This window comes from Treponema sp. OMZ 840, assembly GCF_050937815.1.
Classification (GTDB): domain Bacteria; phylum Spirochaetota; class Spirochaetia; order Treponematales; family Treponemataceae; genus Treponema_C.
Map to the genome: position 1 here is coordinate 329,391 of NZ_JACDIJ010000002.1, position 14,275 is coordinate 343,665.

Annotated in this window: 11 protein-coding genes; 9 read left to right on the plus strand and 2 right to left on the minus strand. The window is 45.4% G+C overall.

Going from position 1 to position 14,275, the window contains the following annotated elements:
- The first annotated feature begins 8 nt into the window (after positions 1-8).
- The 6 genes from H0R92_RS04935 to H0R92_RS04960 all read left to right on the plus strand — a co-directional run bounded on the left by H0R92_RS04935 (position 9) and on the right by H0R92_RS04960 (position 8,225).
- Complete coding sequence (locus tag H0R92_RS04935) at positions 9-1,637, plus strand: ATP-binding cassette domain-containing protein (RefSeq protein ID WP_432961703.1); 1,629 nt, start codon at positions 9-11, stop codon at positions 1,635-1,637.
- On the plus strand, positions 1,627-2,766 hold the full coding sequence (locus H0R92_RS04940) for an ABC transporter permease (protein ID WP_432961705.1): 1,140 nt from the start codon (positions 1,627-1,629) through the stop codon (positions 2,764-2,766). The genes H0R92_RS04935 and H0R92_RS04940 overlap by 11 nt, the downstream gene beginning before the upstream one ends.
- Positions 2,763-3,608 (plus strand): ABC transporter permease subunit, encoded by an 846-nt coding sequence (locus tag H0R92_RS04945; RefSeq protein ID WP_432961707.1) that lies wholly within the window; start codon positions 2,763-2,765, stop codon positions 3,606-3,608. The genes H0R92_RS04940 and H0R92_RS04945 overlap by 4 nt, the downstream gene beginning before the upstream one ends.
- Before the next feature lie 116 nt (positions 3,609-3,724).
- On the plus strand, positions 3,725-4,555 hold the full coding sequence (locus tag H0R92_RS04950) for an Rpn family recombination-promoting nuclease/putative transposase (RefSeq protein WP_432961709.1): 831 nt from the start codon (positions 3,725-3,727) through the stop codon (positions 4,553-4,555).
- Between the two features lie 784 nt (positions 4,556-5,339).
- On the plus strand, positions 5,340-6,953 hold the full coding sequence (locus H0R92_RS04955) for a leucine-rich repeat protein (protein WP_432961711.1): 1,614 nt from the start codon (positions 5,340-5,342) through the stop codon (positions 6,951-6,953).
- 537 nt (positions 6,954-7,490) lie between these two features.
- Entirely contained in the window at positions 7,491-8,225 is a 735-nt protein-coding gene (locus H0R92_RS04960) for a DUF4469 domain-containing protein (RefSeq protein ID WP_432961713.1), read from the plus strand.
- Positions 8,226-8,526: 301 nt separating this feature from the next.
- Here the strand turns inward: H0R92_RS04960 and rbr are convergent, their stop codons facing one another.
- Both rbr and lysS read right to left on the minus strand, forming a co-directional pair.
- Positions 8,527-9,069 carry a rubrerythrin gene (gene rbr / locus H0R92_RS04965; protein ID WP_432961715.1) on the minus strand — a complete coding sequence of 181 codons (543 nt, stop codon included), beginning with the start codon at positions 9,067-9,069 and terminating at the stop codon, positions 8,527-8,529.
- Between the two features lie 116 nt (positions 9,070-9,185).
- Positions 9,186-10,805 carry a lysine--tRNA ligase gene (lysS, locus tag H0R92_RS04970; RefSeq protein ID WP_432961717.1) on the minus strand — a complete coding sequence of 540 codons (1,620 nt, stop codon included), beginning with the start codon at positions 10,803-10,805 and terminating at the stop codon, positions 9,186-9,188.
- Positions 10,806-11,040: 235 nt separating this feature from the next.
- On the opposite strand from lysS, the gene H0R92_RS04975 reads away from it, so the two are divergent.
- From H0R92_RS04975 to H0R92_RS04985, 3 genes are all read left to right on the plus strand, one after another.
- Positions 11,041-11,490, plus strand: coding sequence for a VOC family protein (locus H0R92_RS04975; RefSeq protein WP_432961719.1), 450 nt, complete (start codon positions 11,041-11,043; stop codon positions 11,488-11,490).
- Between the two features lie 428 nt (positions 11,491-11,918).
- Entirely contained in the window at positions 11,919-13,298 is a 1,380-nt protein-coding gene (locus tag H0R92_RS04980; protein ID WP_432961721.1) for a DNA methyltransferase, read from the plus strand.
- Positions 13,295-14,203, plus strand: a complete 909-nt coding sequence (locus H0R92_RS04985) for a CfrBI family restriction endonuclease (protein WP_432961723.1) — start codon at positions 13,295-13,297, stop codon at positions 14,201-14,203. Before H0R92_RS04980 ends, H0R92_RS04985 begins: the two co-directional genes overlap by 4 nt.
- Positions 14,204-14,275: the final 72 nt, after the last annotated feature.

Genomic DNA, 14,275 nt, shown 5'->3' on the forward strand with positions numbered 1-14,275 from the left:
GCCGTTGTATGGAAAGGGCTTTGCATTTAAAAGCTGTCGGAAAATCTTTCGGCAGCAAAATTGTACTCGATAATTTGAACTGCGATTTTCCGGCCGGAAAGGTGTACGCCCTTTTGGGTGAAAACGGAGCCGGAAAATCAACCCTTGCCGCCCTTATAAGCGGCGAAAGCAAAGCCGATTCGGGTACAATCGATTTTCAAAACATATACTCCTGCGCCCTCGTTCATCAGCGGCCGCTTTTGGCCGACCGGTTAAATGTACGCGATAATATAATTTTGGGAAGCGAGCCTGCCCGCTTTTCCTGTTCCCGTTTGGAACCGTTCGGTGTTTCACAACGCGGCAAGGGCTTTTTCGGTTTGACCGATTTTTTTGATTTTGTCGATTTTAAAAAAGCGCGCTGTCAAATAGACGCCCTTTTGAAGGAATGGAAACTTCCCGTAAACCCGCTTTCCCGCATTCCGCCTTTAAGCGCGCAGGAACGCTTTTTTACCGCCCTTGCTTCGGCTTTGTATAAAAATCCGGACATTCTTATTTTGGACGAACCGGGTGCGGTTTTAAATATCGAGCAAAAGCAAGCACTCTACCCCGCATTTAAAAACTACGCTTCAAAAGGAAAAATCGTTATACTTATAACGCACAATACCGACGACGCCCTTGAGTACGCCGACGGCATTTTGATTTTACGCGCAGGCCGAAAAGCCGCCTTTCTTGAATGTACGGGAAACACATGTACCGTTTTAAATCGCTCTTATATAGAAAGTCTTGTATTCGCACGCACAACGGATTCCGCAGCTTCCGCAAGGTCCCCTGCATCGCAAACCTCCCCTGATTCGGGGCGGCCGGCGGTGTCGGCAGTATCGGAAGGGGATGAAAACGCAAGCCCGCTTTGCGAAAGTTCCCGGGCACACTGCACTTATAAGGATTCGGGAGCAATGCCCGTCCTCTCCGTTAAAAACCTCAGCTGTGTGCCGAATGAAGGCTCTCCCCTTTACGATATAAGTTTTGAAGTGTATCCGGGAACGATTACCTGCATGTACGGGCACAGGGAAAACGGTCTTGAAACCCTTGAAAATCTGTTAACGGGAATGAAAAAACTTGAATACACCGGAAGCATTCTTATTGAAGGAAAGCGGGAATTACATCCGCAAACAAAACGGCATACGGGAAGCGAAAAGCACACGGACGCTTCCGGGCCCGGCCGCCTTCGCTCTTTCGGTGCGGGCATTGTGCCCTTTAACCGCACCTTCCGCGCATCGAATCCCGCCCTTACGGTCGAACAGATATTAACCGTGTACTTAAAACATGAAGATAAGGTAGACAGTGCTTCCTATGCGCGCAGTTTGATTTTACGTGCGGGCATACATATAGGCATTGAAGAGCGCGCGTCGGCTCTTTCGGGCGGTATGCTTCAGCGCTTGATTATCGAGCGCGAAATCGATGCGTTCAAAAAGCTGTTGATTTTATCGGAGCCGGAGCGCGGCTTGGACGTAAACGCCGCCGCAGCCTTAACCCGGCGCTTACAGCGCGCCGCGGATGAGGGAACGGGCATTTTGCTTTTTGTAAGCTCGGGAAGCTTTGCCCGCTTTGAAAGCTGTTTGCGGTATTCGATAAGAGGAGGCCGCTTGTATGAAACTTAAAGGGGGAGCCTGCATACTGTCGGCTGCGGCGGCGCCTTTTGCAGGCTTATTGACCGCCTTGGCGATTATCCTGTGCACGTCGACACAGCCGCTTGAAGCCGCATTGAGCTTTTTTACCCTGCCTTTGACAAACCTCTATTATGCAGGAACATGGCTTAACGGCGCATCGCTTTTGATTATCGCAGGCTTGGGAGCCGCCCTTGCCATGCAGTCGGGCAATATGAACTTGGGCGGCGAAGGCCAGGTGTATATAGGAGGCTTTTGCGCGGTATTGATTATGAACGCCCTTTTGCCCGAACATGTAATCGGAAGCTCGGCCGAAAACACGGCGCCTGCACAAGCGCTCATGGTTTTTGCCGTGTCGTGCGCCGCCCTTGCAGGTTCCGCCGCAGCGGGAGGAGCTGCTTCATTTATTCCCGCACTTTTAAAACGGCGGCGCGGTATCAGCGAATTGATTTCTTCGTTTTTATTAAGCGCCGCCCTTATACCGCTTATAGACTATGCCGTTTCAGGTCCCCTGCGCGATCAATCGAAAAATCTTCTTGCCATGCCCTTTATACACAAACTTTTGCGGTTTAAACAAATACTTGCGCCGTCACCTCTTAACATAAGTGCCGCAGCCGCCATTCCCCTTGCCCTGCTTTGCGCATATTTTTTGTATAAAACGCGGCGCGGGCAGCGCTTTAGAATATGCGGGAAGGCGCCCGAATTTGCCCTCTACTGCGCTTATCCCCTCGGTACGGTAAGTACGGCCGGAATGATTGTGTCGGGAATGTTTCACGGCATAGCAGGCTATGCGGCGGTTGCGGGAACCTATTACACCTGCCACAGCGGTTTTTATGCGGGAATGGGCTGGAATGCTTTGTCCGCCGCCCTTATTGCCCGCTCAAATCCGATTGCCCTTATTCCCGTAAGCCTGTTTTTATCCTATATCTTTACCGGAACAAGTGCAGCGGCAGTCGCCGCCCATACCTCCTATGACGCGGCCTTTTTAGTGCAGGGGGCCGTTATGCTTTTTATATCGGCACAATTTGTATACAAGTCGGCTCAACGTATATATAAGCCGGCCCGGTTTGTACACAAGCGCCAGGAGCGATTGCATACTGTAAAAGAGGGAGAAAAATCGTGAACGCATTACAGTACATCTTTGTGTCGGCCGCTCCTCTTATGCTTATTTCCATAGGGGTTTTGGTAAGCGAATACGCGGGCGTTACGGCGGTTTTTGCCGACGGTATTATAAACCTTACGGCTTTTTTGTTTTTCGCCTTTGCCGTTTTTACCGAAAACCTTGTCTTGTCGGCCGCCCTCTCTCTTGCTTCGGCGGTGCTGATTATGCACGCGCTTTCGCTCTTTGTACACAAAACGCATTCCAACCCCTTTTTGGCGGGCTTATCGGTAAACCTCTTTGCAGCCGGTTTTTCTTCGCTTTTATCCTATATGTGGTTCGGAACGCGGGGAATTGCCGCCGAATACGTTACGGGAACGGGCGTTTTTTCCGATGTTTCCGTCAGCTTTTCACGCCTTCCGGCCGCAGTTTTCGCGTGGATTGTTTCCGCAGCCCTCGCGTTTATCTTATACAAAACCGTATGGGGGATGAGAATCCGCATAACCGGAGAATCTCCCGAAGTTCTTGCTTCCCGCGGTATCGGGGTGAATGCATATAAAAGTTCGGCGTGGCGCATAAGCGCCCTGTGCGCAGGCGTTTCGGGCATTATCTACTGCTTAAAGCTTTCGGCCTTTGTGCCGAACATCAGTGCGGGCAAGGGCTGGCTTGCCTTAGCTGCCGTCTTTTTGGGACGCAAAACCGTGCGCGGCACCTTTTTGGCGGTTATCGTATTTGCCGCTGCGGAATACGCGGCAAACCGCCTGCAAGTATTTTCAAAAACCTTTCCGCCCTCCGTGCTTATATCGCTTCCCTACATCGCCGCGATTTTACTCTTTGCTCTTTTACCCGCCGGGAAAAAGAAATAGTCGGGCTTTCCTTACAGGACACCCATGGCGGGATATAAAATAATTCCGCACTTTTTTTCGGAGAAAGTCTGTTTTTTTTGCCATTCTCCACCTATATATAGGTGGAGGTGAAAGATATGTCCTATGCTTTTAAGAATGTGGATGAATTGACATTCACCGATGACTTTATGTTCGGTACTATTATGAAAAACCCCGAAATCTGTAAAGGGGTTATTGAACGTCTGTTATACATTAAGGTCGGAAAAATAGAATACCCGTCTTTACAAAAAACAATCGCGCCCTTTTATGAAAGTAAGGGAATCCGCCTTGATGTCTATGCCGCCGATGATGAACGCACCTTTGACATTGAAATGCAAACTTCAATGCCGCCCGCCCTTGCCAAACGCACTCGCTATTATCAAAGTCTTATGGATGTGGACAATTTGCTGGCAGGACACGGCTATGATGAGCTTAAAGAAAGCTATGTTATGTTTATCTGTCTTACAGACCCGTTTAAACAAGGATTACCCGTGTACACATTCCGTAATACCTGTAGTGAACAAGAAGGACTGTTTTTGGATGACAAATCCTATAAAGTGTTTTATAATGCAAGTGCATACGACAGGGAAGAAAACACGGAACTGCATGCTTTTTTAGAGTACCTGTGTCAAAAGCGGGCAACAAGCGATTTTACCAAAAACATTGACGAGCTTGTTGAAACGGCAAAGTTAAACGAACAGTTCAGGAGTACCTATATGTCATTGAATATCCGTGAATATGATTTACGCAGAGAGGGCCGTATTGAAGGCGAAGCTATCGGTTTTGATAGAGGTCGAAAGGACGGCTTTACTCAGGGCGCCCGTCAAACCAAACTGGAAACGGCAAAGTTAATGAAGGGTATGAATTACCCGATTAGCGATATTTGCACAATATCGGGCTTAAGCAAAGAAGAAATAGAAAAACTGTAACAAAGTGCGAAGTGCAAATGCCGAAGTGCAAAGTGCGAATGTCGAAGTACGAATGTCAAAGTTCAAAGTTCGCCCCTCGCACTTTCCCCGTTCGCCACTCGACACTCGCACTTTGTACTTTCTTAAAACAAATTACAAAAAACTTTTCCAAAAAGTTGTTATTCTCAAAAACTTGAACTATAATGTATAGTATGAACGGCAAAATAAACCGCTTAAACAGTATAACAAAAAGTTCTCAAAAAACCGTCAAAGTACTTGACAAAGCCGAACGCGCCCCCATAATTACTCAGCACTCAGCACTCAGCACTCAGCACTCAGCACTCAGCACTCAGCACTCAGCACTCAGCACCGGCATAAAAGCTCTCTGCAGGGCAGCTCGCTTTTATGCAACGAGTTTCGGCGGCGCAGCCGGCGAAACTCGCGGATAGCCGGCTGTAAATTTACATTTTCGAAAAATCACACAAACAAGCATTCTCATATCAACGGCAATAGAAAAACGCTTCTGTTGTCTTTTTTTAGACACAAACCCCCGTAATCGGTTTAAAAACCGCACGTCCTGTGCGGTTTTTAAACCGAGTTTTGCTTGCGCAAAACTCATTACTAACGGCTTTTCTGCACATCCGTGTGCAGGATTTAAAACAGGATGTTTTATGTGCGGCATTCGGCACGTCCTGTGCGGTTTTGAACTCGGGTTTTGGGCTTTGCCCAAAACTCATTATCTATAGCTTTTCTGCACGTCCGTGTGCAGATAAGAATTATGAATTATTTATTAAGGAGAAAAACAATGAAAAACACAAAACAAAGAACTACATTTTTAGGAAATCGGGCGGCAGTCCTCACACTTGCCGCATCGTTAGTGATTATGGGGCTCTTTACCGCCTGCCCCAACGCCGCAGGAGGAGGCGGAACAAGTTCAGTCGGTAACACGGGCGGGGGTAGCAGCACCTCGCAATCCAAGTACGCCGTAACCTTCGGAGTGGACGGTGCAAACGGCACACTTACGGCAAAGGTCGGCGACACGATAATAGACAGCGGCGCTCAAGTAGAAAAAGATACAACAGTAATCTTTACCGCAAAACCCGCAGAAGACTACAGGGTATATGGCTGGACTCTTAACGGTACTGTGGTAAACGATACGGCAGAAACCTATTCGCTTACAATCGATAAGGATGTAACGGTAAAGGTAAGTTTTGAAGACGCCGGCTCCCCGCCTAAGCCCAGATACAATGTATACTTTCAGAAATTCAACAAAGGCAGCATTAGCGCACAGGTAGACGGTAATACAATAACCCCGGACACCAAAGTACAAAAAGATAAAACCGTGCTCTTTACCGCAACACCCGCCCCGGGTTACAAAGTACAGAAGTGGACGCTTAACGGGACGCCAGTAAACGGCACGGCAGAAACCTATTCGCTTATCCTTACAAACTCTGTATCGGTATGTGTATACTTTGAGCGGAATGCACCCAAATACCCCGTAAATTTTAGTGTGGATGGCGGCAACGGCACCCTTAAGGCAAGCTTTGCCGGATTTGTACAGCTTGATACCGGTGACACAATATATGAGGGCGACGAAGTACGCTTTACCGCAGTGCCCGCAGAAGGCTATGAGGTCGACATTTGGACAATCGAAGGCGGCACCTTTGAATCCGGCTCAGGCACACCCGGATACTCTTATGCACTCGTAAAGGTAACCTCCCCCCTTACGGTAAAGGTGCGCTTTAAGCTGGTAGGCTCCATATCGCTATCAAAATTGGACATCGAAGGCACCGTGCTTAAAGGCTTTAAGGAAGGAGAAAACCCCGTAGGCATATTGCGCGTACCCGCGCACATTACCGAAATTGCCGACTACGCTTTTAAGGAGTGTACCGGCATAACGGAAGTACACCTTCCCGAAAGCCTTATCAAAATCGGCAAGTATGCTTTTAGTAACTGCACGGGTATGAGGAAGCTCACCTTAAGCAAAAACCTTACGCATATTGGAGAGTTTGTTTTTTGGAACTGTAACAACCTTGAAGGAAGGCTCGAATTCCCCGAAAACCTTAGCCTAATTGATAAAGGGGCTTTTAAGGACTGCGATAAACTAACTGCTCTCGATTTTTCCAAGTGCACACAGCCGCTTACAATAGGCGACCTTGTGTTTACAAGCTGCTATAAAATATCGGGAAGCATAAAATTTCCTGCAAAACTTACCTCGCTGGGGAAAGATGCGTTTGAATTCTGCCGCAAGGTAGAATACTTTGATTTCCGTTTATGCAGCAACCCGCCCCTTACGGCAATCGGCACCAACGCCTTTAACTCTACAAACGGCAGGTTTAAAGTTAAAACCGGCTCGAGGATAAAAGCCCTGCTCACCGGCTCAGGCGTAGCCGCAAGCAAAATAGACGAGGAAAGTTAATTGTTTCAAAACCGAGCCTCCTGCTCGGTTTTGAATCCCGGTTTCAGGCAAGCCCGAAACCGATTACTAACGGCTTTCCCGTACCTCCGTGCACGGGATTGTAGAAATTAAATTGAACATACAGCTGTCAGCTGTATAGGCCGGGTTCTTAGGGGCGGTGCATACAATCGGACGTCCTGTCCGATTGTATGCTTCAAGATTGCCTACGGCAAACGGTTTGCCGCAGGCAATCTTGTTTATATGGAACTGTTCCGGCATCCGTGCCGGGACTGTGAAAAGAAATTTCCCGCTTTTCCTACGGAACAGCGGGAACGGCGGGTACAGGGGCGGTGCTATGGTCGTACCGTACAAATATACTGTGGTGTGCGACGGGGTTTCGCGCCCGCAAAATAATCTGCACAAGTGAGGGCGTGCGCGCCCGAACGCGGAAGCCTTTTTGCGGGTCGAGTTCACGTCGCACACATTCAGTATTGTTTATACAACCTTTTGCACCCGCCCCGATGTACCCGCCGATTATCGGTATTTTGGAGGTATGTTATGGCAAAAAAGAAAAGCGTTTGGGAAGTGTACTTACGTCCCAACACCTTAACCAAAGAAAACGACCGCGACTGTATTGCGGACGTTCATGCTCACGCCGCAACTCAGCGTAACGAGGACATTGCGGAAATCATCACAAAGGAGCGCACCGAGTTCCGAAAAGAAACCATCATCAACATCCTCAACATGCGCGACAAGGCGGTTAAAGACCTTATCCAAGAGGGCATCAGCTTTATGGACGGACTTGTCCAGATAAGCCCGCGCGTGTCGGGTGTGTGGGCTACGGAAAACGCCCCCTACGACGAAAAGATTCACAAACGTACGGTAGACCTCATCCCCACCGCCGACTTACGCACCGCTTTGGACGCAATCGGCGTAAAGGTAATGGGTGCAAAAGAAGAAAGCGCCCGCATTACGGCAATCACCGACACCGCAACAGGCTTAAACGACGGTACGCTCACCATAGGAGATGACATCATCATCGAAGGCAACAAGCTTAAAATCGACGAAACCGACGCGGCTCAGGGAGTCTTTTTCCGCCTTGCGGACGGCACGGAGCACAAGGTTACACGAAGGCTTTCGGTAAACCAGCCGAGCCAAATAATCGCCCGCGTACCGTCGGCGGTACCCGAAGGGAAGGTTACGGTAATAATACGGACAAAGTTCAGCGGAGCAAAACCGCTTAAAGAAATGCGGGAAATAACCTACGGCTACCCGTGTACGGCAAAGGCATAGCACTTATGTTCCCTAGTGCTGTGCCCAATCGCCCTGTTGGGACATACCCAATAGCACTGTTGGAGCATACCCGATCGCCGTATTGTGCCCGGCCCAATCGCCTTATTGGGATATACCCGAACGTCCTGTTCGGGACTGCGAATGAGGGGAGAGAATACAGCGGCATTAGATGAAACAGGCGGTGAGGCATGGGCACCGCGCAAAAAATCTGCACAAGCGAAGCGCGGAAGCCTTTTTGCGTGTGCCCAATGCCTCGATACTATTCATCTTTATGAACGGGATGTAGTCTCCCCTTATATTTTTAGTACGTTTTTACTCTGCGTTCAAAATAGCCCTGCGGATGGTCGCAGACGGGGCATTTTTGCGGCGCTTTATCGCCGAAGTGAATGTGGCCGCAGTTTGTACAAATCCAAAATACTTTTTCGCCGTCTTTGTATAAGGAACCGTCCTTTAAGCGCGCAAGCAGGGCCATGTAGCGCTCTTCGTGTTCTTTTTCGATTTTGGCGACCATTTCAAAAAGGGCGGCAATGCGCGTAAAGCCTTCTTCTTTTGCGGTTTTTGCAAAATCGGCGTACATTTCCGTCCATTCATAGTGTTCGCCTTCGGCGGCCGCCAAAAGGTTTTCGGTTGTCGTCGGGATATCGCCGCCGTGCAGTTCTTTGAACCATATTTCGGCGTGTTCTTTTTCGTTACCTGCGGTTTCTTCAAAAAAACGGGCAATTTGGTTGTAACCTTCTTTTTTTGCCTTCGACGCAAAATAGGTGTACTTGTTGCGTGCCTGACTTTCGCCTGCAAAAGCGGCCATCAAATTTTGTTCGGTTTTTGAACCTTTTAATTCAGCCATACTGAGCCTCCGTTGATGTGATATGTGTGTAAGATGCCGAAAAGCCTCGTCCGCTTACAACCGGCATGTTTTGTGTTTACTATTTTAGCGCCGCACGTGCCTTGCGTCAAGAACAATCAGCGGTAGGGACTTAACAACGCTTCAAGTTTTTCCCTGCCGATAAGCTTTATAAAGCCTGCAAGCCGCGGCCCCTGCGTTTTTCCGATAAGCACGCGGTACACCGCTTCGAACATCGCCTTAGGCTCAATGCCCGTTTCTTCGGCAACCGCATACAGCGCCTGCGACAAGGGCTTTTCTTCAAGACCGTCCAGCTTGGGAAGAATATCGGTAAGGATTTTGCGGATACACAAGGTTTCCGCCTCGTTCAAATCTTCCTTTGTACAATCGCCGGGATTTTTCAGCGTAAAGCGGAACTCTTCGGGAGCGCATTCGCTTATCCAATACCGGGCGCATTCGCATCTCTTGCGGAAGCGTTCAACCTGTTCGGCCTTTATATCGGGGCATGAAGCGAGCACCGCCTCTATATCGCCGGATGCCGTTTGCAGCATATTGCACAAATGACGGAACGGAACCTGATACGACATGCAGGAAGGCATACCGTCTTTAACCTGCGACAATTCGTAAATGCGCTTTTCTTTTTCGAACACTTCGTCATTTTTCGCCTTATCGACACCCCAGGCAATGCGTTCGGTTTTATCGTAATCTTCGTAGGTTTTAATAACGTCCAAGTCGAAACTGATGGAAAACTCCGTATTCGGCCGCGTACCCGCAAAAAGATAGCGCGCAATTTCAGGTTGATACACCCGCAACACGTCGTCCAAGCTGATAACCTTCCCCTTCGACGAGGACATTTTTCCGGGCAAGCCCTTTATGCCGATAAAGTCGTAGCGGAAACTCACCGGAGCGGGCCAGTTGTAAATCTCCTGAGAAACCAAGCGCGCCGTGTCGAAAGAGCCGCCCTGACTGTGGTGGTCTTTTCCCGCAGGCTCGAACACCGTTTTTTCAAACTGCCAGCGCATCGGCCAGTCTACGCGCCAGCCCAGCTTTAATTCTTTGGACGAACGCAAATCCGCCTTTTCGCTGTGGCCGCAGCTTGTGCAGCGGTATTCCACACCGTACTCCCCGTCATAAGACAAAATCTCGGTCGTGTCCTTATTGCACTTACAGCAAAAGGCCGCCGCAGGCCAGTACTCCTCGCTTTCGGGAATCTTGTGAGCATCGTCGCGGTAACGGTTCAAACAATCTTTGATTTTTTCGCGGTTTTGTAAAGCGGTTTTCATACCCTCGGCATACATACCCGAACGGTAACGCTCCGCCTGATATAAAAATTCGGGCTCAATCCCCACGAGGGGCAGCACTTGTTCAACATCAACCTCGTGATGTCGCGCATACGAAGCATCGCGCCCGGTCGTGTCCGGCACCATCGTAATCGGAAACCGCAAATGAGCTTCGAGTGTTTTTTTGTCCGGCATATTTTCCGGCACTTTGCGGAATACATCGTAATCGTCCCACGAATAGATAAAGCGCACGGTTTTTCCCAACCGCCTCAGCGCGCGCACCACCAAATCCACCGATATAATTTCGCGGAAGTTCCCGATATGAACGGTCCCCGACGGCGTAATCCCCGACGCACAGGTGTATGAATCCAAATCCCCGCGTTCACGGATTATCTTTTGTGCACACTGATCCGCCCAGTGAACCGCCTGCACCGCATTCTTTTTTTCAGTATTACTCATTTGTTCAGTATAACAAAAAAAGCGCCCCTGTACAACACGGAAGGGAAAAGACTTGTTCAAAGTATATGTATTATATATACTTTGAGCGATAGGAGGCGGAAAATGCAGGCAAGGGTTCAAAAACGATGATTCGCTTTGACTTGATTTTGCCCGGGAACTTAAACACGGAAGACGACATCAATACGGTTACGGGAAACATAAAACTTATATTTGAATAAAAACAAGGAAGCCGACCATGCAGCCGATTATCGACCATATTCATATTACCGTAGAAAATTTGGAAAGGGCGGAAAAGTTCTATGACAGCTTTTTACCGCTTCTCGGTTTTGACCTTTCTTTAAAAGAACACGATTGTGTTGACGAACACGATTATCACATTGTAGAGTATCACAGCAGCAGCATCTCCATCGGTTTGATAAATTGCAGGACGTCATTCAAAGAAGGAAAGATCAATAGAAGAAAACCCGGCTCCTTGCACCATATGGCGTTTCGGGTAAACAGCCCTGCAAAAGTCGATGCTTTGTACGAACAAATCAAAGCCCTAGGCGCACCTATTGTTCATGCCCCGCAATTGTATCCTGAATATTGCTGCGACTACTATGCCTTTTTTTTCAAGGACTCCGAAGGGATTGAATACGAAATCGTCAGCTTTGCACGCGAACAGTATTTTCCGAAAGATTTATGAAAATTAAAAAAATACAAACTGAAATTGACGAAATAAAAACGAACGCCGCCCTTATGCAACCAACCTTTGAGAAGCCGGTTACGGTATTCGCATAATCCGGGAACTTTTCGGTTACAACGATGTTGAGACTACTATGTTTTACACACAGGTTCTAAACTGAGGCAGTTTGGGTGTGCAAAGTCCTATAGACAGGATGTGACTTTGTATCGTTATCCGATTTAATGAAGATAGGCCTAATCTGCCTGTTATTGATTTCCTTATTATATAATATAGTAGAGAGGTTTACTGTTTTGTTTTCCGGCAGTTTAGATTGCAAATTGCCGTTTACCGTGATATAGTGAGGAAGGCGCGAGGGGGTGTTAGATGGACGGCGCAAAATAGCATTTGTAATATAGAATTTTTTGCTAAAATTTATTATCATTATACCAATGACAAAAGAACACATTCGACAGTTACGAATAAAAAATGATACTTCCCTTGCAAGTTTGGTGAATGCAAACTTATCACATACTGGAAATCTTATGTTCATTTTAGAAAATCTCGGACATATACAAAAAGATTTTAATTATTCATGGCTTTTGGAGTTATTAGATCATGATAATGAAGCAATACGGGTATTGGTTTTAAAAAATTTAGGAAAAGTAAAATCTACGAATTTAATTCATGTTTTTTTCAATGTTGTAAATTCGGATGAAAGTACTCTTGTAAAACGAGAAGCCGTTTCTGCTTTGGGACGCTTGAGGAACAATCAGACAAAAGACATTCTACTTAAACTTTTAGATAATTCGGATCCTAAAATAGTTTGTCAGGCTATTCGGGGATTATTGGTTTTTAAAGGTGAAAGTAAAATTGACGAAGTTTTAAAGAAATTAATCAATCACAAAAATGAAATGGTCAAAGCAGTTATAAAAAAAGAGTATTTTTCAATTAAAAAAAAAGCTGTCGATATATTAAAACATCCTGAAACCTATTCTTTTCTCAAGAATGTTATCGTAAATGCTGATGTTTTGGAAACGGTAAAATATGTGCCTGATGAGAGTATTCATCTAACCTTTACATCTCCGCCATATTACAATGCTCGTGATTATTCTATTTATCCAAGTTATGAGGCTTATTTACAATTTTTAGGAAATGTTTTTAAAGAGACACATCGTCTCACAAAAGAAGGACGCTTTTTAATTGTTAATACTTCTCCGGTCATTATACCAAGGATCAGTCGTGCCCATTCTAGTAAACGGTATCCTATTCCCTTTGATTTACATGGAATTTTAGTAAAACAAGGATGGGAATTTATAGATGACATTGTTTGGGAAAAACCGGAATATAGTGTAAAAAATCGAGTCGGTGGTTTTCAACAACACCGTAAACCTTTGGGTTACAAGCCTAACTCTATAACAGAATATGTAATGGTATATCGTAAACAAACGGATAGATTATTGGATTGGAATATTCATCAATATGATTATGAAACCGTTGAAAAAAGCAAAGTAAAAGGAGAATTTGAAACAAATAATATATGGAAAATTTGCCCAAAATCGGACAAGATCCATCCCGCTGTATTTCCTACAGAATTATGTAAACGTGTGATAGAATATTATTCTTATGTCGGTGATTTAATTTTTGACCCCTTTGCCGGTAGCGGGACATTGGGATATACTGCCAAAAAAATGAATAGAATTTTTTTTCTAACTGAAAAAGATGAAAAGTATTTTGAATATATGAAATCATACAAAAGAGATGTTTCCAATAATGAAATTGAGGATACAAAATTTTTTAGTTTGGAACAATTTAAGGAGACAATAGAATGACAGTTAAAGACTATGTTGTAAAAAATATTATAACTCGTGTCATAAAATCCCAAGATTATAGAATAGAGGTCGTAAATCTGTTAAATGCAGAATTTCTTCAATTCACAATTGATTTTTTCAAGAAGGTTGTTGAAGCAAAATTGGCGTCAAAAGATATAACCATAGATTGGTATAGAAGTGCATTTCTATCTGAAGATTTACCATCAGATGAAATATGTATAAATTCAGGTTTAAATAAAAAAACAATCAGTAATATGTATCGTTCTGCTACAAAACAAATTGTTATTGAGGCTTCTACAGAACATTTTGAATCTTTGTATAAGTCAATTCAAGCATTGGTTGATAATGAGGATGAAATAGATTTAACCCTTACAATTAAATTTAAAGGAGTAAGTGTTGATCTAAATGTTAATGAAAGTTTGATTGTAATAAACACTCTTGCAGTGAAACGTGCAGCAATTAGAGGCGGATTATGGAGTACGGCAGGAAAGAGAGCTGAAAAATATTTAATGCTTACACTTTGTAAATTATATAAAGTATCTCCGGAAAATTATAATGCTGAGCATTTCGTAAAGAATAAAAGTTTGGATGTAGATAGAGAAATTGATTTTTATCTAAAAAATAATGAAAAACAATATAAATGTGAAGTTAAACTTATGGGACAGGGCAATCCTGAAAGTGCAGACGTAATTATTGCAAGAGATAGTAATGTATTTGTTGCTGATACTCTTTCTCAGCAGAATAAAAATCAATGCGATCAGCTTGATATATGCTGGATTGCATGTCGTGATAGTAATGGGTATAAAAGATTTAAATTAGCATTAGATAAGTTTAGAATTCCCTATGTAGACTATAAAGGTAATTTAGATACAGATTTGCCTAAAATTTTAGATAAATTGTTATAATTAACGCCTAACACCCGCTTCAACTTGACATTGCGGGGAAGCCGCAAATGCAGGTTAAGCGAATGTTATACG

Bases quoted from the DNA above. Each gene is read 5' to 3' on its own strand.
- H0R92_RS04985 (WP_432961723.1), top strand. From the start codon at position 13,295: ATGACAGTTAAAGACTATGTTGTAAAAAATATTATAACTCGTGTCATA.
- H0R92_RS04950 (WP_432961709.1), top strand. From the start codon at position 3,725: ATGTCCTATGCTTTTAAGAATGTGGATGAATTGACATTCACCGATGAC.
- lysS (WP_432961717.1), bottom strand. From the start codon at position 10,805: ATGAGTAATACTGAAAAAAAGAATGCGGTGCAGGCGGTTCACTGGGCG.
- H0R92_RS04940 (WP_432961705.1), top strand. From the start codon at position 1,627: ATGAAACTTAAAGGGGGAGCCTGCATACTGTCGGCTGCGGCGGCGCCT.
- H0R92_RS04935 (WP_432961703.1), top strand. From the start codon at position 9: ATGGAAAGGGCTTTGCATTTAAAAGCTGTCGGAAAATCTTTCGGCAGC.
- rbr (WP_432961715.1), bottom strand. From the start codon at position 9,069: ATGGCTGAATTAAAAGGTTCAAAAACCGAACAAAATTTGATGGCCGCT.
- H0R92_RS04980 (WP_432961721.1), top strand. From the start codon at position 11,919: ATGACAAAAGAACACATTCGACAGTTACGAATAAAAAATGATACTTCC.
- H0R92_RS04975 (WP_432961719.1), top strand. From the start codon at position 11,041: ATGCAGCCGATTATCGACCATATTCATATTACCGTAGAAAATTTGGAA.
- H0R92_RS04955 (WP_432961711.1), top strand. From the start codon at position 5,340: ATGAAAAACACAAAACAAAGAACTACATTTTTAGGAAATCGGGCGGCA.
- H0R92_RS04960 (WP_432961713.1), top strand. From the start codon at position 7,491: ATGGCAAAAAAGAAAAGCGTTTGGGAAGTGTACTTACGTCCCAACACC.